At 41.6% G+C, this 21,098-nt stretch carries 16 protein-coding genes, 1 tRNA gene and 1 pseudogene; 6 read left to right on the top strand and 12 right to left on the bottom strand.

The features are described 5' to 3' along the window. Window positions 1–351 precede the first annotated feature (351 nt). Together H8796_RS25240 and H8796_RS25235 are read right to left on the bottom strand one after the other, a co-directional pair. A complete protein-coding gene (locus tag H8796_RS25240; RefSeq protein ID WP_008998901.1) occupies window positions 352–1,245 on the bottom strand; it encodes an MlaD family protein in 894 nt (297 codons plus the stop codon). Window positions 1,246–1,254: 9 nt separating this feature from the next. Beyond that, window positions 1,255–2,514, bottom strand: coding sequence for an N-acetylmuramoyl-L-alanine amidase (locus H8796_RS25235; protein ID WP_117934239.1), 1,260 nt, complete (start codon window positions 2,512–2,514; stop codon window positions 1,255–1,257). Window positions 2,515–2,595: 81 nt separating this feature from the next. On the opposite strand from H8796_RS25235, the gene H8796_RS25230 reads away from it, so the two are divergent. Both H8796_RS25230 and H8796_RS25225 read left to right on the top strand, forming a co-directional pair. Then, on the top strand, window positions 2,596–3,549 hold the full coding sequence (locus H8796_RS25230; protein WP_083852305.1) for a transporter: 954 nt from the start codon (window positions 2,596–2,598) through the stop codon (window positions 3,547–3,549). 18 nt (window positions 3,550–3,567) lie between these two features. Next, window positions 3,568–4,038 (top strand): GNAT family N-acetyltransferase, encoded by a 471-nt coding sequence (locus H8796_RS25225; RefSeq protein ID WP_004312343.1) that lies wholly within the window; start codon window positions 3,568–3,570, stop codon window positions 4,036–4,038. 222 nt (window positions 4,039–4,260) lie between these two features. Here the strand turns inward: H8796_RS25225 and H8796_RS25220 are convergent, their stop codons facing one another. The 3 genes from H8796_RS25220 to H8796_RS25210 form a co-directional block, all read right to left on the bottom strand. Beyond that, window positions 4,261–4,626 carry an MmcQ/YjbR family DNA-binding protein gene (locus tag H8796_RS25220; protein WP_117934237.1) on the bottom strand — a complete coding sequence of 122 codons (366 nt, stop codon included), beginning with the start codon at window positions 4,624–4,626 and terminating at the stop codon, window positions 4,261–4,263. 143 nt (window positions 4,627–4,769) lie between these two features. Beyond that, the gene (locus tag H8796_RS25215) at window positions 4,770–6,107 is read right to left on the bottom strand and encodes a YgcG family protein (protein ID WP_117934235.1); all 1,338 of its coding nucleotides are present in this window, start codon (window positions 6,105–6,107) and stop codon (window positions 4,770–4,772) included. 130 nt (window positions 6,108–6,237) lie between these two features. Further along, on the bottom strand, window positions 6,238–7,404 hold the full coding sequence (locus H8796_RS25210) for an exo-beta-N-acetylmuramidase NamZ domain-containing protein (protein ID WP_117934410.1): 1,167 nt from the start codon (window positions 7,402–7,404) through the stop codon (window positions 6,238–6,240). Window positions 7,405–7,474: 70 nt separating this feature from the next. Here H8796_RS25210 and H8796_RS25205 point away from each other — a divergent pair, with 70 nt between their 5' ends. Both H8796_RS25205 and H8796_RS25200 read left to right on the top strand, forming a co-directional pair. Further along, the gene (locus H8796_RS25205) at window positions 7,475–8,011 is read left to right on the top strand and encodes an HDIG domain-containing metalloprotein (protein ID WP_008998896.1); all 537 of its coding nucleotides are present in this window, start codon (window positions 7,475–7,477) and stop codon (window positions 8,009–8,011) included. 89 nt (window positions 8,012–8,100) lie between these two features. After that, window positions 8,101–10,818, top strand: a complete 2,718-nt coding sequence (locus H8796_RS25200) for a putative LPS assembly protein LptD (RefSeq protein WP_117934233.1) — start codon at window positions 8,101–8,103, stop codon at window positions 10,816–10,818. A 144-nt stretch (window positions 10,819–10,962) separates the two neighbouring features. Here the strand turns inward: H8796_RS25200 and H8796_RS25195 are convergent, their stop codons facing one another. Further along, the gene (locus tag H8796_RS25195) at window positions 10,963–11,625 is read right to left on the bottom strand and encodes a uracil-DNA glycosylase (RefSeq protein ID WP_117934231.1); all 663 of its coding nucleotides are present in this window, start codon (window positions 11,623–11,625) and stop codon (window positions 10,963–10,965) included. Between the two features lie 6 nt (window positions 11,626–11,631). After that, the gene (gene asnA, locus H8796_RS25190; protein WP_074559127.1) at window positions 11,632–12,669 is read right to left on the bottom strand and encodes an aspartate--ammonia ligase; all 1,038 of its coding nucleotides are present in this window, start codon (window positions 12,667–12,669) and stop codon (window positions 11,632–11,634) included. A gap of 277 nt (window positions 12,670–12,946) precedes the next feature. On the opposite strand from asnA, the gene H8796_RS25185 reads away from it, so the two are divergent. Further along, window positions 12,947–13,018: transfer RNA gene (locus tag H8796_RS25185), tRNA-Arg, on the top strand. 63 nt (window positions 13,019–13,081) lie between these two features. Here the strand turns inward: H8796_RS25185 and H8796_RS25180 are convergent. The 4 genes and pseudogenes from H8796_RS25180 to H8796_RS25165 form a co-directional block, all read right to left on the bottom strand. Then, complete coding sequence (locus tag H8796_RS25180) at window positions 13,082–13,939, bottom strand: Bro-N domain-containing protein (protein ID WP_117934408.1); 858 nt, start codon at window positions 13,937–13,939, stop codon at window positions 13,082–13,084. Between the two features lie 502 nt (window positions 13,940–14,441). After that, window positions 14,442–17,297: pseudogene (locus H8796_RS25175) on the bottom strand (bifunctional fucokinase/fucose-1-phosphate guanylyltransferase); the annotation flags it as partial. 119 nt (window positions 17,298–17,416) lie between these two features. Next, window positions 17,417–18,100: an HAD family hydrolase gene (locus H8796_RS25170; protein ID WP_004312359.1), complete on the bottom strand. Its 684-nt coding sequence runs from the start codon at window positions 18,098–18,100 to the stop codon at window positions 17,417–17,419. Between the two features lie 36 nt (window positions 18,101–18,136). Next, window positions 18,137–18,946, bottom strand: coding sequence for a hypothetical protein (locus tag H8796_RS25165; RefSeq protein WP_117934227.1), 810 nt, complete (start codon window positions 18,944–18,946; stop codon window positions 18,137–18,139). Between the two features lie 190 nt (window positions 18,947–19,136). Here H8796_RS25165 and H8796_RS25160 point away from each other — a divergent pair, with 190 nt between their 5' ends. Beyond that, window positions 19,137–19,643 carry a DUF5035 domain-containing protein gene (locus H8796_RS25160; RefSeq protein ID WP_117934225.1) on the top strand — a complete coding sequence of 169 codons (507 nt, stop codon included), beginning with the start codon at window positions 19,137–19,139 and terminating at the stop codon, window positions 19,641–19,643. A gap of 99 nt (window positions 19,644–19,742) precedes the next feature. Here the strand turns inward: H8796_RS25160 and H8796_RS25155 are convergent, their stop codons facing one another. Beyond that, the gene (locus tag H8796_RS25155) at window positions 19,743–21,080 is read right to left on the bottom strand and encodes a glucose-6-phosphate isomerase (RefSeq protein ID WP_117934223.1); all 1,338 of its coding nucleotides are present in this window, start codon (window positions 21,078–21,080) and stop codon (window positions 19,743–19,745) included. Window positions 21,081–21,098: the final 18 nt, after the last annotated feature.

The following is a 21,098-nucleotide window of genomic DNA, read 5'->3' as shown; positions in this document are numbered from 1 at the left end:
AGTAACTTTTAATACATTTATTAATTAAGCAAAACTTCTACGTTTGCAAAATTGGGAATCTTATTCGGAAAAAACAAATCTGTTTTTTCTTGTTTTTTTCATGCGAACAATAATGTGTTTACTTTCAATGACTTATGCATTTGTTGTTGGACACAGTCAGCTTACCCTCTCTCGCGATTTTATAAGTATCTGTATATTAATGTCTTATATACTTAAAATTAGCGTTTTTTCTCATCTTTGTACGTTTGTACGGGAATATTATTTCGGTTTATAGATAGACATTTGAAGAGCAATCTACTTTCTTTTGAAAGCCCCTTGTTATTTAGATGAAATCTATATAACAAGATTTTGCTACTTATCTTTCTTGCCGAATAATGAGAAGTGAACGTATCGTTTCGGGTGCTCTTTCAGGTCCTCTAATAAGCTAGCTGCATTTTCTGTTGTAGCGTTCAGATTATTGTATAAAGTCGGGTCGTTGAAGAGCAGACCGAGCGTGTTATCTTTGCTGTTTAATTTCTCTGTAAGTATTTTTACGTTAGCCAGTGTTTCGTCTATTTTTTTGAAAGTGGCTGCATAATCTATTTCTTTCAAATTTCCGCTGATGACCACAAAGTTGTCTCCGATGGTATTCAGTTTACTTGTGAGTTGAGGAATATCGTTACTCATTAGTCCTTTCACTTGTGAACTGACTACTGCCAGGTTGGCGGTCGTTTTTTCTATTGAGTGCAGAGTGGCAGGAATGCTCTTGTCACCTAAGATATTGTTCAGGGAGATGAGGATAGAGTCCAGCTTAGGCAGCATCTCTTCCACTTTCGGTATCAGTTGTGCTGCGCTTTCCATCATTCCGTTGTTTAGTGTGCCGGGGATCGTATCTCCTACGGCATATTTTTCACGTGGGTTGTTTGCCAGGAGAATATTCATACGTACGCCTCCCATTAGTTCGGATACGAGTTCGGCGGTACTTCCTTTAGGAATCCGCAACTCAGTGTCCAGTTCTACTTCAACAATCACATTTCCGGGTTTGACATAATCATAATAGATGTCACGTACAATACCTACACGGACACCGTCGGCAAATACCGGGCTTGATTTAGTGAGTCCGTTTACGTTTTCAAATTTGGCATAGAAATAGCTGGAAGGCTGAAACATGTGTATACCTTTCAGCCAGTTGATTCCATATATAAGCACACATAGTGCAACGATACCTGCAATACCTATTCTGACTTCTTTTGTAATGTACTTCATTTTATCTTTTTATTTATTTTTTCTTTTCTTGAATTCGGCAATCGCTTCATTGATGTTCATTTTCTCTCCATTTCGGAAAGCGATGATGAAGGCATCCTTAAATTCAGCCGTAATAGTGCGCCTCGTGCGCAACACTTTGTTGTAATCGGTGGAGGCTCCATACGTGTATTTGTATATTCCCCCTTCCTTATAATAATCCACGTCTTTCAGTCCTTTCAGCCGTTTGTCGTTTTTGGCGAGAGGTTTGGAAGCAGTGAGTATCTGTATCTTAAACGTAATTTCACTGTCATTGGTTGCGCTTTCTGCAACAATTGGACGCTTTGGTGCTGTTTTTGCTGTTGCAGTTGGTTTGGTTTTTGCTTCGGCTAGTAATTCTTGCTGTTGAGGAGCTGTGTTTATGCTTTCAGTATCCTTTTGGGCAATTTCCGGGGCGTTGTCTTCTTCCTGCTCGGTTGGGATAATCGTTTTGCTGACTCCCGTAAGGCGTAACTCATGTTCTCGTTTGTAATTCAGGAAAGCCCGGTAAATACCTTTGGCCATACTTCCGGCCCCTTCTTCGGAATTCAGATAGCGTTCTTCTTCCGGAGTAGAAATAAATCCCAATTCTATTAGAATGCTTGGCATCGCACTTGCTTTTAAGACGAGGAATCCTGCTTGATGCACTCCCCGGTCTGCCCGTTTACAGGTTTGGCGAAATTGTTTCTGCATCAGCGAAGCCAGGTGTACACTCTGCTCCATATATTTATCTTGCATGAATTCAAATATAATATATGACTCGGCAGAGTTCGGGTTGAAACCGGCATATCTTGTTTTATAGTCGCTTTCGTAGAGGATTACGGAGTTCTCTCGCTTGGCAACTTCCAGATTAGCGTCTGATTTGGCCAAACCCAGTGTCCAGGTTGAAGCACCTTTTGCGGTACGGTTGTTAGCCAGTGCGTTGGTGTGAATGGAAATAAAGAGATCAGCCTTCGCGTTGTTCGCAATTTCTGCGCGTCGGTCCAAAGGGATGAATATATCTTTGCTACGGGTGTAAATCACTTTGACGTCATCGCAATTCCTTTTAATCAGATTCCCCACTTTCAAGGCAACGTTCAAATTGATATTTTTCTCTTTCGAGATTTTGCCTATAGCACCAGGATCATGTCCACCATGTCCGGCGTCAATAACTACTACGAAATCCTTCCCCCATAAGTGGTTGGTACATGAGGGTAGAAAAAGTAGCCAGAGGCAAATAAATATGTATAATATGTACGGTCTATTCAGTTTCATATCTATAATACGGTGCAAATGTAGTAGAAATTTGTAGAAAACTCATGATTTGTCATTAAGTTTTGTGTTTTTTTCGGTTTAATGATAGCTTTTTTCCCTAAATCTCCGTTACTTTGTGCTTCGAAGTTAAAATGTACGACGATGCTTAAGTTTTTGAAGAATTGGACATTACCTATTGCTATGCTGGTAGGTGCTGTAGGTTATCCGCTGTTTATCAGTCTTTCTTTCCTGACTCCTTATCTTATTTTTACGATGTTGCTATTGACCTTCTGTAAGGTATCTCCTCGTGATTTGAAGCCAAAACCTCTTCATATGTGGTTGTTATTGATTCAGATTGGTGGAGCGTTGGCTGCTTATCTGTTGCTTTATCGCTTTGATAAAATTGTAGCAGAAGGAGTGATGGTTTGCATTATTTGTCCAACGGCTACGGCTGCTGCGGTGATTACTACCAAGTTGGGAGGGAGTGCGGCCAGTCTGACTACCTATACATTGATAGCAAATATCGGAGCGGCTATTGCTGTGCCCATTCTTTTTCCTTTGGTGGAAGTCCATCCTGATGTCACTTTTTGGGAGGCGTTTCTTGTTATTTTGGGTAAGGTATTTCCGTTGTTGATTTGTCCTTTTTTGGTTGCCTGGTTGTTGAGCAAGTGTTTGCCGAAAGTACATCAGAAGTTATTGGGTTATCATGAACTTGCTTTTTATTTGTGGGCTGTATCTTTAGCTATCGTAACTGCGCAAACATTGTATTCTTTGCTCAATGACCCGGCGGATGGTTTTACGGAAATCATGATTGCTGTCGGAGCACTGATTGCCTGTTGTTTGCAGTTCTTTTTGGGGAAGACAATCGGCTCGATTTATAATGACCGTATCAGTGGTGGGCAAGCACTTGGACAAAAGAATACAATTCTGGCTATTTGGATGGCGCATACCTATCTGAATCCGCTGTCTTCCGTTGCACCGGGTTCGTATGTGTTGTGGCAGAATATTATCAATAGCTGGCAGTTGTGGAAAATGCGAAAAAAAGAGGTAAAATAGTAAATAATTAGGGATTATATGATTACTATAAGGATAGCTTTAAATACGGATATAGAGGAAATTCAGTCTCTATATCGAAACACAGTGTTAGTGATAAACAGGCGTGACTATTCACAGGCCGAGGTTGAAGATTGGGCATCGTGCGGAGATGATCCTTCTAAAATAGAGGGTATGATAAAAACTCACTATTTTATTGTTGCTGTTAATCGGCAATCTGAAATCGTCGGTTTTTCATCCATTACACCTCAGGGCTATTTGCATTCAATGTTTATTCATAAGGATTTTCAGGGCAAAGGTGTTGCTACACTATTGTTGAATGAGATAGAACGTTATGCCGTCGCAGCCGGGATTACGCGGATTACCTCTGAAGTGAGTATAACAGCCCGTCCATTTTTTGAAAAGCGAGGGTATATAGTAGAAGTAGAGCAAAAACGCAGGGCTAATCAGCTGTCTCTTACTAACTATTGGATGGCCAAAAGCCTTGTATGATGAAAATTTATAATGGTCGTGTCCCGGCATGTGGCGTGTTTTGTGGTGGGTGTCCTACCTATACACGGCAAAAAAATCCTTGTCTGGGAGCGCAATTGAATAGTGCACGCTGTGAAAAATGTAAAACATTCCCCAACACAAGACATCGGAGCTGAAAATGAAAATGATGGAAAGAATATTTGAAATAAAAGACTTGAAAGCACTGGAGGACTTTTTGCAATCTCAAACAGAAACCTGTTCTTTCTTTGTCAGACTTTTGACTACAATATCATAGGATTTGCTTACAAGTTCTTTGATCTTATCATCAGATACGTCTTGATTGAAATAAACGCTGATCCAATATTTCTTATTCATGTGCCAGCCTGGTTTTATACCGGCATATTCAGTTTGCAGTTCTCCAGATTCGTCAGGGTTACATTTGATGCAACAAAAATCGAAAATCTCAATGTTAACGAAACAAAACCATTTGTCCGCAACATAAAAGCATAGAACGTCACGGCTATATTGGTCGGGTACATTGGGAAAAGGCATCTTCTCGTGAACACCTTTAAAAGAAAGACAGTATTCTCTAAATTCTTCGATATTCATTTCACTTTTTTATGTTCGGTTATCTATGCAAAAATAGTTAGAATAAGGGAGTGGACAACCATCTTTCTATGAAAATATTCAGGTGAGATGTGTTTTCATGTCCTTTATTTGGTTAGTCGACTTCTTCGGATGGATAGTTGATCTTAAAAACTACTTGACGCTCCACCGCCACCGCTATGTCCACCACCAAAACTGCCGCTACTACTTCTACTACTGCTTCTGCCACTACTACTGCTGTGACTATTACTAGAACTGTCACTATTGGGGGGTGTCTTGCGGGGAATCTTCTGTGTTGTCTGCTTTTTATCTCCGCACATCAGGCAAAGAGAGTCGGCAACCTCCAATCCGGCATCGGAATATGTGGGCTCTTTAATTGTTTTCCACGGGCTGATACGCTTGGAAGCAATGGTATGGCATTGATTACACATCCTATATTCGCTTATGGTGATAGATTTATACCGTAAAAGCCAGCCGCAGGAAGTACATTGATAAATACGGTGGATGGCAGAACCTAGTTTGTGTTCCATTTGTTCGGAAGCAGATAATAAAGGGGTTGCAAGCTCATTGGGTAAAAGTTGTAAAGCCACAGCTTTGCAAGAATCGCAGGTTTTACTCTGCAAAATAACACGTTGTTTTTGGTAGAACTTGTACCATAAGGATACCGCAATAAGTGCAGGCCAGACTGGAAAAAACAATACAAGACATCCAAGTGGGTTGTAAAGTGTCAGGACTTTGATTGCTGCTAATGCTGAACTGTCTTTGGGGCGAGCTTTATTTACCTTCATGAGGTAAGTGATAACATTTACCAGTATCAAGAATACCCAAAGCATAGGCGGCTGATTTGCCAGAAAATTCCACAACGTATTGCCGGCACTTTTCCAGTAATTATCAGAAGTGCCTTGAGAAACGGGCTCATAGTCGCTTCCATAAAGCACCAATGTTACAGCCCGGACTCCCTCTGTCATTCCTCTGTCAAAGTCGTTTTTTCTAAACCACGGAACCATTTCATTCTGTTGAATGCGAAAGCATAAAGCGTCGGGAAGTACTCCTTCCAAACCGTATCCGGTTGCGAAAGTGACTTTACGTTGATCGAGCACTAAAAGAATCAGTAATCCGTTGTCGTCCGCTTTCTTTCCGATGCCCCAGTGTTCAAAAAGCTTGTGGGCAAACTCTGCCGGAATATCTTCACCGATAGAAGGGAGTGCAACAACTGTCACTTCAATACTCAATGAATCTTCTAACTGTGACAACATATTATTTATTTCCCACACATAACTTTCATCCAATATCTGATTCGGATTGCTGACCCAATTGGAAGAGCTTTCATTACGCGGATTGGGGACATCTGTTACTTTATAGATATCTACTGTTTGTTCGTGCTCTAAAGCCAATGCAAAAGCATGACTACCAAAGGTATAACAGAAAACAAGAAGTAATATCCGGACTATTCCCCTGAAACTTTTTTGTGTTTTATCTTTCATTATTGTGTTATTAACTGATTGTTCTTAGAGTAGAAAATAACTATCATAACTCTCATTCTTTTTGCTAATATACTTATTCTTTTAATTATAAGTGGTTTATAAAAATGAATGAGAGTATGATACTAGTTTTTTACTCATAGAGAAGATGTTTTTTTCTAATCTCTTTGTAATCCTGTAACTCCTTTTGCCAACTATTCCGGATAGCCTCTTCCGATTCCCCTTTGAGGATAGCCTTGCGTACGCTGTCAGTACCCATCAGCAAATCAAACCATCGGGCACGGGAGAAGAAGGCTGCGCTTTCATCGGATAAGCGATAAAAGTTCAAGAAGTAGAGAAGCGTAAAGCCATTCACATCGGTTACATTCCGGAGGTCTTCCCCATAACAGGTGATACCTTTGTGCATCGGATTTTTGTCAAAACCGGGTAAGGAGCGGGGAGTAAAAGTAAAACTTCCGTATTTCTTATTAGGTGCGCCCAATACCTGGAAAGGAAAAGTTGTTCCTCGTCCCACGCTGATACGGGTGGCTTCAAAAGGACAGAGTGAGGCGTACAATCGGATAGACTGGTCGTTCGGGAGGTTGGGTGACGGTTTGATGGGAAGTGAATAAGGTTCTCCATGTTTCCACCCGACCATTGGAATTACCTTTAATGAACAAGGATTTTTCTTGTTGGCAATCCATTCTTCTCCGTTTATCATCTGTGCCAGTTCGCCGATGGTACATCCGTGAAGTACAGGAATGGGAAGCATGCCGACAAAACTCTTGTAGCCCGGTTTGAGTATCGGGCCATCCACATAATCGCACGGATTGGGACGATCCAGCACAATCATTTCCTTCTTGTTCTCTGCGCAAGCTTCCATTACATAATACATTGTACTTATATAGGTATAAAAGCGTGCTCCCACATCCTGAATATCGAACAAAATAACATCAATATCTTTTAGCTGGGCAGCGGACGGTTTTTTGTTGTCGCCATAAAGTGAAACGATAGGAGTACCAGTACGGGAATCTTTTCCGTTTTTCACCGTTTCACCCGCATCTGCATTACCTCGGAAGCCATGTTCGGGGGCAAATACTTTGACGACCTGAACATTTCTTTTTAATAAGGTGTCGAGAAGATGAGTTTGCTTTGCCCCCACAATGGAAGTATGGTTGACTACCATTCCAACGCGTTTCCCTTTCAACAGCGGTAGGTATTGATCCATCTGTTCTGCTCCCGTGACAATTTGACTGTTTACACGCATTGGAAACAGCATAATGAACAGAAATATAAGAATGAAGAAAACTCTAGTTTGCATATCGGTGATTTTTTTTGTAATATTGCACAAAAATATTAATTTCTCGTCAAGAGAGCAAAAAATAAAGCACATGAATCCATACGAAATCATTGATAAATATTATCCGGAGAATACGCAGCAGAGACAAATATTAGTAATACACAGTTTGGCAGTGTCCGGAAAAGCAATGAAAATGCTGGATGCTCATCCCGAACTACGTTTAAACCGGAGCTTTGTGAAAGAAGCTGCTCTGTTGCATGATATTGGTATTTTTCAGACCGATGCTCCAACTATTCAGTGTTTTGGTCCCCATCCTTATATCGCTCACGGATATTTGGGAGCAGAAATCTTGCGGGCGGAAGGTTTCCCCCAACACGCATTGGTGTGTGAACGCCATACCGGAGCCGGACTCTCGTTGGAAGATATCATCGCCCAGCAACTTCCCGTTCCTCATCGTGAGATGTTACCCATCACTTTGGAAGAGCAATTGATTTGTTTTGCGGATAAATTCTTTTCTAAAACCCATCTGGATGAAGAGAAAACAGTGGAGAAAGCACGGAAAAGTATTGCAAAATATGGTGAAGAAGGCCTAAGCCGCTTTGATAGATGGTGTTCTCTCTTTTTATAGCACTAAAAAATAATTAAATAACGAAGATTCTAACTCATATTTGGTGAAGTTTGTGTACTTTTGCCACTTCAAGCGTAAACTATTAGTTAATGGCGCCATTGAAAGCAAAAATACTTATATCATTCATACTGCTGATTGTCTTACTGATGCTTCCCGATGAGGCTACGTCTCAGCGTCGAAGAAGAGGAATGATTGCCTCCAATACCGCACAAACGGATTCCCTTCAGGGAAATGATTCGTTGAAAGCAGATACGGTAACGGTACGCATTGATTCCATCGCACCGGTAAAGAAGAAACAACCACTCGATGCACCGGTTGTTTATGAATCCAACGACTCCACTGTCTTTACTCTGGGAGGAGCTGCTACACTTTATGGTAGCGGAAAAGTTAATTATCAGAACATCGAACTCGCTGCGGAAGTTATTTCGATGAATCTGGATAGTAGTACTGTGCATGCTTACGGTATCAAGGATACTACCGGGGTGGAAAAAGGTAAACCGGTATTTAAAGAAGGAGATACCTCTTATGATACGGAAACCATCCGATATAATTTCAAAACCAAGAAAGCGGGAATTACCGATATCGTCACCCAGCAGGGAGAAGGATATGTGACCGGAAGCAAGGCGAAGAAAGGAGCTAATGATGAAATTTTCATGGAGCATGGGCGTTATACAACCTGCGATCATCATGACCATCCTCACTTCTATATGCAGCTGACGAGAGCTAAAGTGCGTCCTAAAAAGAATGTGGTGACAGGACCTGCTTATCTAGTAGTGGAAGATGTGCCTTTGCCGTTGGCCGTACCGTTCTTTTTCTTCCCATTCTCCAGCAGTTATTCTTCCGGTTTCATTATGCCGACTTATATGGACGACTCCAGTCGTGGTTTCGGTCTGGCAGAAGGAGGATATTACTTTGCCATGAGTGACATCATGGACTTGAAGTTGACGGGTGATATCTTCACGAAAGGTTCATGGAGATTATCCGGATTGACAAACTATAATAAACGCTATAAATATTCCGGTACGCTGCAAGCGGACTATCAGGTCACCAAGACAGGAGATAAAGGTATGCCGGACTATACAGTTGCTAAGGACTTTAAGGTAGTATGGAACCATCGCCAGGATGCTAAAGCCAGTCCGAACAGCACATTCTCCGCTAGTGTAAACTTCTCAACCAGTAGTTACGAACGTTCCAATATCAACAACCTTTATAATTCGCAGTTGTTGACTCAAAATACCAAAACATCAAGTATCAGTTATTCTCGTAGTTTCCCTGATATCGGTCTGACCTTATCCGGAACTACCAATATCGCACAGACGATGCGTGACTCTTCTATTGCGGTCACTTTGCCTGACTTGAATATCACATTAAGCCGTCTGTTCCCGTTCAAACGTAAGAAGGCGGCGGGAGCTGAACGCTGGTACGAAAAGATTTCCATTAGCTATACGGGACGTTTGACAAACAGTATCCGTACAAAAGACGACCGTCTGTTTAAAGCCGGGCTAAGCGAATGGGAAAATGCGATGAATCATAACATTCCTATCAGTGCTACTTTTACGTTATTCAAATATTTGCAGGTTTCTCCTTCGGTCAATTATACAGAGCGTTGGTATACTCGTAAGATCAATCAGCAATATAATGAGGTCGATCATAAGTTGGAGGCATTGCCGGGTGATACACTGAACGGTTTCTATCGGGTATCCAATTACTCGGCAAGTTTGAGCTTGAGTACGAAAGTATATGGTATGTACAAACCTCTTTTTGCTAAAAAGAAAGAGATACAGATTCGTCACGTAGTTACGCCTCAGGTAAGTCTTAGCGGTGCTCCGGGATTCAGCAAGTATTGGGAAGAATATACCGATTATAATGGCAATACGCAGTATTATTCTCCTTTCACCGGTCAACCTTATGGCGTACCTTCGCGGGAAGGATCGGGAACAGTCAGTTTCTCTATTTCTAATAACTTAGAGATGAAGTATTATGATGCAAAGAAAGATACGCTTAAAAAGGTTAGTCTGATTGATGAATTGGGAGCAAGTATGTCTTATAATATGGCTGCCAAAGAGAGGCCTTGGAGTGATTTAAGCATGAACCTACGTCTGAAACTGACTAAGAATTATACATTCAACATGAACGCATCGTTCGCTACGTATGCTTATACGTTCGATAAAAGTGGTAATGTAGTAACCAGTAACCGTACAGAATGGTCGTATGGTCGTTTTGGACGTTTCCAGGGATATGGTTCTTCTTTCAACTATACCTTCAATAATGACACATGGAAGAAATGGTTCGGTCCGAAAGAAGAGGATGAAAAAGGGAAAGATAAGAATAAGTCGGAGGATAGCGATGATGAGGAATCCGATGGAACGGAAGGAGACGGTACTACGCCTAAGAAAGTAGAGAAAGCACAGGCTGACCCGGATGGTTATCAGGTATTTAAGATGCCTTGGTCATTGAGCCTTAGCTATTCGTTTAATATCCGTGAAGATAGAACGAAGCCTATCAACCGTTATTCCATGCGATATCCTTATACGTATACGCATAATATCAATGCAAACGGAAATATAAAGATTTCTAATAACTGGTCGCTCTCGTTCAACTCGGGTTATGATTTTCAAGCTAAAGAGATTACCCAGACTTCTTGTACAATATCCCGTGACTTGCACTGTTTCAACTTGTCCGCCAGTCTTTCTCCTTTCGGACGTTGGAAATATTACAATGTTACAATCCGTGCGAATGCAAGTATTCTGCAAGACTTGAAGTATGAGCAGAGAAGTCAGACGCAAAGTAACATTCAGTGGTATTAAAGGGGAAACGATAATGAATGTTTAGCGATAACAAAAGAGTAAGCGATAGATCATAAAAGAAAAACAATGAGCGGTGAACAACTAATGCAATATAAATGCATATCTTGTTCACCGCTCATTGTTTTTTTATTCACTCTTATCTATCTACCATGCGATTTCTGTTTCTCCATGTGCTTTTAGATAATCGTTTGTACGGCTGAAATGTTTGTTTCCAAAGAAGCCGTTGTAAGCAGAAAGAGGAGAGGGATGGGCGGAAGTGAGTACCAGGTGTTTGTTACGGTTGATAAACGCTCCTTTCTTTTGAGCGTATGATCCCCACAGGATAAATACCAGGTTTTCTTTTTCTTCTGCCAGGGCACGGATTGCAGCGTCAGTAAATGTTTCCCAGCCACGGTTCTGGTGTGAACCAGCTTGGTGAGCGCGTACGGTCAGCGTAGCGTTGAGCAACAATACTCCCTGTTCTGCCCAGCGAGTCAGATTTCCCGTAGCAGGGGCATCTGTGCCGATGTCGGCTTTAATTTCTTTGAATATGTTTACTAATGAAGGAGGGAAAGGCACACCATCGTTTACGGAGAAACAAAGGCCATGTGCTTGTCCCGGCCCATGATAGGGATCCTGCCCTATAATCACAACTTTCACTTTATTAAAAGGACAAAGGTTGAAAGCATTGAAGATCAGTTTTCCCGGAGGGAAAATCTGATACTGGCTATATTCGCTTTTGACGAAATCGGTCAGCGTGCGAAAGTAGTCTTTGTCGAATTCTGGTTCTAAATGAGCTTTCCAGCTTTCTTCAATCTGTACGTTCATAGTCTATTATATAAGGTGTATATCAAGTTCTTCACATTCTTTGCGCATATCTTCGGGCCAGATACTGGCTTGTATTTCTCCGATGTGAGCTTTGCGAAGGTAGAACATACACAAGCGGGACTGTCCGATACCTCCTCCGATAGATAGCGGGAGAGTGTCATTCATCAATCGCTTGTGGAAATAAAGTTCCAGCCTTTTTTCTTCTTTTTCTTCTTTCAACTGACGTTGCAAAGCTTCTTTATCTACACGGATTCCCATGGATGACAATTCGATGGAGCGTTGCAGAACATCGTCCCACAGCAAAAGGTCGCCATTCAGTCCGGGCAGGTCGTTCAGCCCTTTGGTAGTGTAGTCATCGTAGTCTGGTGCACGTCCGTCGTGCTTCTTGCCATCACCAAGTTGACAGCCTATTCCTATGATAAACACAGCTCCGTATTTCTGACAGATGGCGTGCTCGCGGCATTTAGGTTCCAGGTTCGGATAAAGCTGGCGCAATTCCTCTGAATGAATGAAATGTAGCTTTTGTGGCAGGCAAGGTTTGATTTGCGGATACATTTCATATACCATATATTCTGTACGGATCATAGCCGCATAAATACGGTTGACGATTTCCTTTAGGAAGTTCACAGTCCGGTCTTCATTGGTGATGACACGTTCCCAGTCCCATTGGTCTACGTAGAGAGAATGCAGATTGCCCAGTTCTTCGTCCGACCGAATTGCATTCATATCCGTATAAATACCATATCCCGGTTCGATGTGATAGTCAGCTAAGGTCAACCTTTTCCATTTAGCCAATGAATGAACCACTTCGGCTTGCGCATCGCCCAGATCTTTGATTGGGAAAGAAACAGGTCGTTCTATTCCATTCAAATCATCATTGATACCCATTCCTTTCAATACGAAAAGAGGGGCAGTCACACGTCTAAGGCGCAGTTCGGATGACAAGTTTAATTGGAAGAACTCTTTTATTTGCTTGATTCCCAGCTCGGTCTGTTTGAGGTCGAGTAGCGGCTTATAGTTCTTAGGTTTTATCAAGTAACTCATAGGTTTGTTAAATGTTAATTGTCGGCAAAGATAGGAATAAAATTGATATATGTAATGGATATTCTCTAAAAGATTGTCAATTTGATAAAGTAAATGCTCTAAAGCATTTCAAAATAACAGTCTCCTAATATAGGGAAGTACCTTAAGAACTATAAAAAAAGGAGAATCATTAGGAAGATGAGAAGATTTTTTATACTTTTGTCCTCGCATTTAGAAAGAATGGCTTCCTTGTTTAAGCAACAAAGGTGTTTTTTCTAATTTGATAAAATAAGTATAAGCACCTGTAGTTCAATGGATAGAATGGAGGTTTCCGGTACCTCAGATAAGGGTTCGATTCCCTTCGGGTGTACTTTAAGGCCGTACTTGCAGAGAGTATGGCTTTTTTATTATTGTATTCTACACTTTGGTGTGTTTACTTATCTTCTTTTTTGTTTTCTTCTTCAGGTTTATTATTAATCTGCAATATGTTTTTTGCGTTAAGTGGTGAGATGACAGAATGCCCAAGTTGGCTTTCTAGCTGCTCCCGTGCAACTTTTGCAACTTTTCCCCCTTCGTGTGCTACTTGTGCGTTTTCAACAAAGCCGGAAGGATTTTTCTCTTTTGACAAGTCGGTAGTGGCTGCCTCTGCGAGCATGTTGAGAATCAGTTCGGTATTTGTCATGTTATCGCGAAGATTTTCTTTTGTTAATCCCTTGAACTTCTTATATCCTTTCGTAGACTTTTCAGCCCATGTTTGGTATATGATGTCTGTTAGGGCTGCAAATTGAATACCTTCTTGCATTCCGTTTCTTTTCCATTCGTCAGTGAGCTCTTTTCGAACTTCTATGGATTTCAATCTTTGGTTTATCCAGTTGTCAGAATATCCTAGTGCTTTATACTCCATCATTGCCCTATCAATGGTTAATTCGGGATCCTGCATTTCGTCGAGGCGTTCTTTTGCAATCTGTGCCATCCACATTTTGAATGGTTCGGCTTTAGGCGATGGAATAGATTGAATGAGGCGGAATAACTGTTCTGTTGTGACCACGTCAGTCAGACGCATTTTACCATCTGCAGCAGGCATTTTCAAAGCGTTACAATTTGTAACGCTTTGGTTTCCCTCGTCTAATAGTCTCTTTTTCAGTACACGCCAATATGTTTGAGGGTTGTTGCTTTCAGTCAACGCAGCTATGATATCTACGATAGAGAAATACCACTCTTCCTTCTTATCGTCCCATACAGCACGAATCTTTTTGTCTTCGAATATTTTTATGGCATCTTTTTTAGTCATAGCCTCCTGTGTTTTGATTCTTGCGCAAATGTACAACTTTTGCATGATATAAAAGTCGTAATAGGTAAATTGTTGTGTTCCATATTATTGTGTGTAGTTGTATAATTTAGCCTAAATAGAATGAAAAAGTTGATTTAAATAAGAAAATTCTCGTGAGAAATGCTAACTTTGTAGATATGAAAAAGTAAAGAATGATATTCTGTAGTAGTATGTTCATAGCTTTCCAGATGTAGACATTTAACGATAAATTATATTAATCCCAATAAATATAAATAAGAATGGAAGAAGCTAGAAAAAAGAAATGGGCTAGTGTTGCGCTGGTTATCGGAGCTATTGGCTTTATCATTATTGTGATTTACTTTACAGTTATTTCAAGTCTCAACATGTAAAACAGATCATTATGGCATTGAAAAATTAAAGCTTGGACATTTCGTTTGAATCTGTCCAAGCTTGTTTTTTATGATTCCGGATGATTGACCGGCCTTATGGTAACACTTTCTCTTTAGCTTCTTGAAACCTGAAGTCCCTTATCAGAAAGAGTCATTTCTACAAAACGAGTACGAGGATTAGGAGCTTGTTCCGTCAGTATCCGTCGGATTTGTCCGGCTGCTTGCGGGTCTTTGGCTACCATATATAAATAACCGCCGCCACCTGCACCGGGGAGTTTGTATCCCAAGGTGTAATCCTTGATTTTCTCGATAATGGCTGCTACTGCCGGAGGATTGGTCCCGCAGTCTAATGCCTGGTTTTGTATCCAAGTTTTGCCGACTAAACGACCGAAACTTTCGAAATTACTCCGTAAAATAGCTTCACTCATATCCATTGCATGAGCTTTCATTTCGGCCAGCAAACTTAGGTGCGGACCGGAATTGAGGAACATGGAACTGACAATCTCTGCCAAAATACTTTTAGCAGTACGAGTAATTCCCGTATAATATAACAGATGACAGTCGCGGTAATCAGGATGAATAAAGAGCTGATCGGGTAACCAGCGTACTAACGGCTTCTGCTCGAAACCTGCTTCGGATTGAAGCAACTTAATACCGGAAAAGACACCGCCATATTGATCTTGCCAACCTCCTCCTGTGGTCAGGAGCTGCTCTAATACTAATGTGTAACTACATATATCATTTTTATCCCAAGCCAGTCCGCAGAAATCATTGATTGCTCCTAGCACGGTAGATGCCAGTATGGAACTGGTTCCCAAGCCAGAACCTGCAGGAATAGCAGCCAGCAGAGTAATTTCGATTCCTGAACCGAAATCTTCCAGCTGTTTAGCTAAAGAAGGATAAGATTCCGTAGAGAATGCCGGTGCAAAACCCGCCAATGTAAGGGCAGCTTTCGGGATAGAGAATGGAGAACCTACCTTTTTATAATCTTGCAGTTCCTCGTAATTCCTTATCACTTCCATTGCACCCATGTCGATAGAGCGAAGAGTGATGTGATATTCCTTGCAAGGTTTCACATATACTTGTAGCGGCGGTTGACCGTTCAGTTCGATAGCAAGATTTACAACACTTCCTCCTGAATAAAGAGAGTAGGGAGGTGTGTCCGTCCATCCTCCGGCCACATCAATACGCACAGGACTGCGTCCCCATACGATTTGATCGGAATAAACATTGAGTATGGGATGGCTCTTTCGTTCGCTCATTACCCCCAATAAACCGTCGCGAAGCAGTTGAAAGGCTGCCTGTTCCTCTTTGGCACAATCCTTGTCTTCACGTAGTTTCATGATACGTGCACGAAGCATCCGGTTGTGTATCCGTAACATGGGGGCGGCATCTTCTTTCAAGACATCAGGCATGTCCAGATTGAAACGTACAAATTCATTTGCGGCATCCAGCAAATCGAGTTGATAGAACACACTCTTCTCATAATTGGCCGCCAATCCTTTCCAGTTTTCCTTGCGGAAAGCATTGCGCTGTTCGTAAAGACGCTTGAGGTTGGCGCTTGCGGATATTTCATCTGCAGAAACTTTCTCTGCTTTCAACCAACGTTTTTTCCCTTCTTCCAGTTGTGGTTCCGAGGTCATCCAGCGTACTAATATGCCTAAATCTTCCACAGAAGCCACTTTAGGGAAGATGGATGCCGATTGTAAATCATCTGTACGCCCTTTTATATCCTCCCAGGTAATTCCTCTATCTTCCATCCAACGGGTGAAAGGAACATTGAGATAAGTAGTCGTTATTTTGTCCAACGCTCCTTTGAATACATCATCCAATCCATACGGACGCGCAACAAACTCATTCTCACCGATAGGAATAATGTCGATGCAAACCCCATCCGGCAAATTGATGCTCCACTGGTTTTCAGGAACTCCTGTAATAATCTGGCGGGAACCTAATTTCCATTCTTTTCCCACATGGCTATTCTCAATCCATAAATTGGCGTTGTCGGCAGAAAGAGACACTTGTGTGATGGAATTCTGTATAAAGATAGCCGGATTCGGCTTTACTTTCCGGTGCATGATTCTTCTTTGGTCCCGTACCTTATCCTGTATGGCTAAAGTAGAAGAAATCAGTTCGTGACTTGTGCCGTAATGATAGAATTCTCCACCCGGCAACGGCAATATAGCTACGGACAACTGATTGATTTCTTCATCTTCCGTTTTAGGATGCTCTCCCAAAGCCAAACCGTAGTCCGAGTATAAGTCATAATAAGTAATATCCTTCGTACCTTCTTTCAATGACCGTTTCATCAATACTTCTATGGCGCGGTCACTCAAAATCCAGATGCCGATATCCATCAGGAAAAGATGAGTTTTCGACAATCCTTCCAACTCTTCCAGAGAAGGTTTCTGCAACATGAAGTCGAGCACCTCCGGTTTTTTCCGGTCGGAAACAAACACACCATGATGAGTTGCCAATGACGGATTCACCCACAGTCCGTAGCATACTACATCTGCGTTCGGAATATCCTGAAGCGGTTTTTCCGAACGGATATATACATCTCCGCTAGCAATCAGCGTATTCAGACCCGCCGGAGCCTGATTCATAATCCTTTCATAGAGCGGGAGCTGCAATGATAACAGATTCTGTCTCAGCTTTTGTCCTCTTTCCCAACTGAAGATCGGGATAGGAGTTAATATTTTGCCGGAAGGGCCGTAGCTGGGTAACCGACGGCTTTGTCCGCCTGCATGGAGCAATATTCTTTTTTCATGTCCTATCCAGTTGCTGAAAGACTCTTGTGGAGCAAATGCCTGATGACAAGCTTGTAATAACCACGTAGTTCCGCCGCCGGAGCCTAGTTTGCTCCCTATGGGGTCTGATGTACAAAACCAATCGGTATGGTTAACTTCTTCCAGTTCGTGGAAGCAATGGATCAAATTGGGTGGTAAAGATAATAACTTTTGCATAGTAGAATCTGCGTTGGCTTAGATAGAATCTAAGCGAATTAAACTCCCGTAAAAATACTATTTATATTCCTGCTTTTCAATATTTTTCTTCTGTTTTGAAGAATAAATTTTCTTTTCAGCTTTTAGATGTCATTTTCAGTCATCATGTCCCAGGTGTCATTAAGCGCCTGCATGGATGGAAATAATAAATCAGCCCCGGCATCCAGCAACACTTGTCCATTCAAAGGACCCGTATTGACTGCTATGGTGAAAATACCCGCGTTGTGTCCGGCTTCCACTCCTAACGGAGCGTTTTCTACTACAACCGCTTCATCCGCTTTGATCCCTCCTTTTTTCAAAGCCATCAAATACGGCTCAGGATTGGGTTTGCCATATTTTACATCGAACGCTGTAACCATCAGTTCTTTATGAAACATTCCCGGATAGTGGTGTTCCAACCGTTCGAGCAGGGATAACTGACCGGAACCGGTGACCACCATCGGAATCAGACCGTCCTTCTTCACTTTTTGCAGCAACTCCCATGCACCGGGCATAGGCTTTGCTTCAGGATATGAATTGAACAAAACACTTTTCTCCTGATAGATACTTTCTATTTCCTCCTGTGTGGCTTCTCTACCCAATTCACGTTGAAAAACAATATTGATTGTAGAGGCTCCTGTCCGTCCTTCATGCATATATGCTTCTTCGCGACTAAGAGTGAGCCCATGAGATTTCATTACTTTATGCCAGGCTTCCGAATGATAAGGCATAGAGTCAAAAAGTACGCCGTCCATGTCAAACAGGACGGCTTTCAGTTTCTTTTTCATACTTTGTACGTTGCGGAATCTTTTTAAGATAATATTTTATTTTTCTATAATCATTTTCTTTAGATCGGACCGGGGGATAATCACATCATATTGTTTCCCGGAATCCTTGCCGATATATCTGTAGGTAATATTTTTATTGTTCTCCACGCAGGTTTTTATGAATATCTGGGTGGCAGGATCGGTCTGACTTGCCAGCGTTGACACGATACTCTCTTTCACTTCGGCTGCGTTTTCTTCAATCTGGCTGATAGGACACAACTCCTCGTCCACACTGCATATATAAACAACCGATTCACCTATGCTTTCGATCTTTTCGACAACGACTTCTTCACTGGCCTGCATTGGAAATTGCAGATTCGCCATTTTCAGTTGTGCTTCAAGCTTTGTCTGTCCGCTTTGTGCCGGGTCGGCATTTGTATTGATAACCTCTTTCAATTCTTCGGCAGTAAGTTCGCAAACCGCTTGCTCGCCCGACTTATTCCCTACAAATATCATGTGTAATCCGGAATTACACTTAGCCATCAACTTCAACATTTCCTTTACATCAGCAGCCGGATTTTGAAACATCATTTTGATAGATGATTTCATGCTTTCCGGATTATCTTTCAAAATCTTAATATTGGTAATTTCCTCGTTCATGTTGAGAGTGTACACTACGTTATCCCCGTCGTAGATGATGCTGGTAATCTTGCCGACTTCTCCCATGTCCAGCGGACATTGTTTGTTGGCTATCCCGATTACAGTTTTGAGTTTGGCTTCCTGACAACCGGTCATGACTATCATTAGCAATGATACGCTACACAGTAACATGAGTCCACTGGACTTCTTTAATAAATTTCCTGCCATTCTATTTGTTTTTTAAGTTTGATTCGCTTCATCTACAACTGTATACGAGGCAAAGATAACGATAAAAAATGAGAGATAAGTTAGAAAGGGAAGATAGTTGCAAATGATGCTCCCAAGCGATTAACTACATAATTATTTGCTGTTTAGAAGAATATGTGTATTTTTGTAACGTTATAAACTCGACGATAGCATGAAAAAGAGAGTATTATTGTTGCTACCATTGTTTTTAGGCGCCTGCTCTAATAGTGGGGAAAGTCCTGTGATTAAGATAGAAAAGCTTTATGCAAAGATCGAATCGGACGGTGAAAATACCAGTTCCGATGAAAAAGACTATGCGAATCAGAGGGAGGAATTGCCGGCCTTGAAAGTGGGAGATGAAGTGAAAGCCTTTCTGCTTTTGGATGGAAATGGGGCAGAACTGAAAACCTTTAAACTTCAGAATGACGATGAAGTGGATACTAAACTCTTTTATGAGCAAACAGAAGTATCTACAGAGGGAAATCTGACAGATGTGGAGAAAGGACAGCTTCGTTTTAAGGATGGTGTGTCAAAGGCCAGAATTATGGTTATGGCGACCATTAAACAAGTAGATAAGAACGGTGATGTAAAATTAGAGTTCTATCTTTCTTCCAAAGCCGAATGTGAAGGAGCACAGGAAGAAATCGGCTTGAAGACAAAAGCCGAAGATGATAAATAAGAGTAATAATAAATAATGAACGGTGAACAAATCCATGCATATAGCATAGTTGTTCACCGTTCATTGTTTATAGTTTACCGTTTATAAAACGTTCTTGATTTATAGTTTTGCGCGGATCGCTTTGGATTCCTCTTCATAACCCGGTTTGTCCAGCAAGGCAAACATATTCTTTTTGTATGCTTCCACACCCGGTTGGTTGAATGGGTTCACACCCAGCAAATAACCGCTGATACCACAAGCCTTTTCGAAGAAATAGAGCAGACCACCAATGTTGTATTCGCTCAATTCCGGAAGTACGATGCGCATATTAGGTACGCCACCGTCTACGTGAGCCAGCTGTGTTCCCAGTTCGGCCATCTTGTTCACTTCGTCCACACGCTTGCCGGCTAAGAAGTTCAAACCGTCCAGATTTGCTTCGTCAGAAGGAACTTCCAGTTTGTGGTTCACTTTCTCTACTGAAATCACAGTTTCGAAGATAGAACGTTCGCCTTCCTGAATCCATTGACCCATAGAATGAAGGTCTGTAGAGAAATCTACCGATGCGGGGAAAATACCCTTATTATCTTTTCCTTCCGATTCTCCGTAAAGCTGTTTCCACCATTCGCTTACATAGTGCAGTTTCGGACAGAAGTTAACGAGGATTTCGATCTTCTTGCCATTTCTGTACAACTCATTGCGGGTAGCAGCATAAATAGCAGCCGGGTTTTCAGCAAATGCAACGTCCGATCCGCATACTTTTTCCATATCGGCAGCACCGGCAACCAGTTTGTCGATATCAAATCCGGCTACTGCGATAGGCAGCAAACCAACCGGAGTCAGTACAGAGAAACGTCCGCCTACGTTGTCAGGGATGATAAATGTTTTATATCCTTCTTTGTCAGCTGTAACACGGGCAGCACCTTTTTTAGCGTCCGTCACAGCAACGATTACTTTCTTTGCAGTTTCTTTACCGCGCTGATCTTCACATTGCTTTTTCAGCAAACGGAAAGCAAGAGCAGTTTCGGTAGTAGTTCCTGATTTAGAAATATTGATGATACCGAATTTCTTATCTTTCAGATATTCAGTCAGTTCGTACAGATAATCTTCGCTGATATTGTGTCCTGCATAGATCATGACAGGAGCCGTTTTCTTTTCCTGCAGCCAAGTGAAACTGTTAGACAAAGCTTCGATTACGGCACGGGCACCCAGATAGCTGCCACCGATACCGGCAACGATTACTACTTCACAGTTATCTCTTAATACTTTTGCTGTAGCGTTCAGGTCGGCCAAGTGTTCTTTAGTGATAGAAGAAGGCAAATGCAACCATCCTAAAAAGTCATTACCTTTGCCTGTACCTTTTTCAAGCATTTCCTGTGCGGCTTTTACTTCAGCTTCGTAAGCAAAAACCTTTTCTTTGGAGATAAATCCAAATGTCTTTTCAATGTTTAAACTAATCATATCGTTCTTGTTTAAAGA

Origin of the sequence: Bacteroides sp. M10 (genome assembly GCF_014334015.1) — a bacterium.
Classification (GTDB): domain Bacteria; phylum Bacteroidota; class Bacteroidia; order Bacteroidales; family Bacteroidaceae; genus Bacteroides; species Bacteroides intestinigallinarum.
This window is presented reverse-complemented; position numbering and strand designations above follow the sequence as displayed.